Source organism: uncultured Campylobacter sp., from assembly GCF_938017705.1.
GTDB lineage: Bacteria > Campylobacterota > Campylobacteria > Campylobacterales > Campylobacteraceae > Campylobacter_B.
Window position 1 is genome coordinate 1 of sequence record NZ_CALIIS010000107.1, and the last position, 1288, is coordinate 1288.

Sequence of the window (1288 nt, forward strand, 5' to 3'; positions counted from 1 at the left end):
AAGTAAATTCACTTTTAAATTATATAAATTCTTATTCTGGTAATTCTGATGAGCTTGTTACTCTATTTTTTAATATTTTAAAAGCACTTGGGATTTTGGACGCTTTTAAAGACGCTTGGATTATTTTTAAACCTATGTTTTTTACTTGTATTTCTTTAGCCGGGTTGAAAATTTTCATTAAAGGGCTTGAGAGTTTCCGAAAAACCCTGCTTTATCTCTTTATCTCCAGGATTGATTGAAATGGCTATCTCATATCTTACCGGCATCCCGAAAAGCGGAAAGACCTATTTAGCCGTTTATCAAATTTATAAAAATTTTATCGAAGTTCCTAAGCCCTCTTTTTTTGATAAATTTATTAAAAAACCTAAGAAAGCTGATAAATACACTATTTGTTGGACTAATATAAATGAATTCGATTACTCCAAAAGCGAAAAAATCAAGCCTTTGGATATTAACGATTTTAAATATAATCTTAGTCTGCTTTATGACCTTTATATGGGTGGTGCGAATGACACTGAGTTAAATGAAAAAGCCGCAGATTTTAAGCTTAATCACTGCTTGATCGTTATCGATGAGGCACATAATTTTTTTACTAAAAAGAGTGATGAAATTTTAACCTGGTGGCTTACTTACCATGCGCATTTGTTTCAAGATATTTGGCTTATATCACAGGATTTAAGCCTAATTGACACAGGTTATAAGGCTGTAGCCGAGTATTTTTATAGAGCTGTTGAGCCTGCGCGCCGCCTTATTACTAGTCGTCTTAGGTATCAGCAGTTCATTAGCTACCGAATGAATCAAAACGATATGATTAAGGGTGGCGGTTTTACCTTGCCTGCTCTTAATGAAGTTTTTGACCTTTACGTTGCGGGTTCCAAGGAAAAAGGTTCGTCCATCGTAGTTAAATTTTTTGGTTTAGCTTTGGTGCTCTGTGTCTTTTGTTTTTTGGCGTTCTACCGCTTTTACTCGCTCTTTAAGCCCGTCGATGAGCCTGCTTCCGCCCCCGATACCCAATCCGATCAACCTATCGAAACCGCAAGCGGTAACAGCACTAAAGCCCTATTCAACGCCTCTAATCCAAATCCTAATGAGCCTCCTATCGGCTACATATACCAAATTTACTGTTTCTACGATCGCTGCTCCATTCAAAACGGCACTTACGATCATTTCGATCAGAGATACTTAAATTTCATCTTTCTGCGTTCTCCGCCTAAATTTAGCGTGCGCTCGTTTAAAGGTAAAGGTATTACGTATTTCTTTGTTGGCTTTGATAAGCCCGTTTTCGATA

2 protein-coding genes are annotated in these 1288 nt (G+C 36.8%); both read left to right on the forward strand.

Annotated elements, in window-relative coordinates; all coding sequences use genetic code 11:
* A partial coding sequence (locus Q0605_RS05365) for a hypothetical protein (protein WP_298704908.1) occupies window positions 1–239 on the forward strand: 239 nt, incomplete at its 5' end.
* A gap of 1 nt (window position 240) precedes the next feature.
* Window positions 241–1288, forward strand: a 1048-nt coding sequence (locus Q0605_RS05370; RefSeq protein ID WP_298704910.1) for a zonular occludens toxin domain-containing protein, incomplete at its 3' end; no start/stop codon positions are given.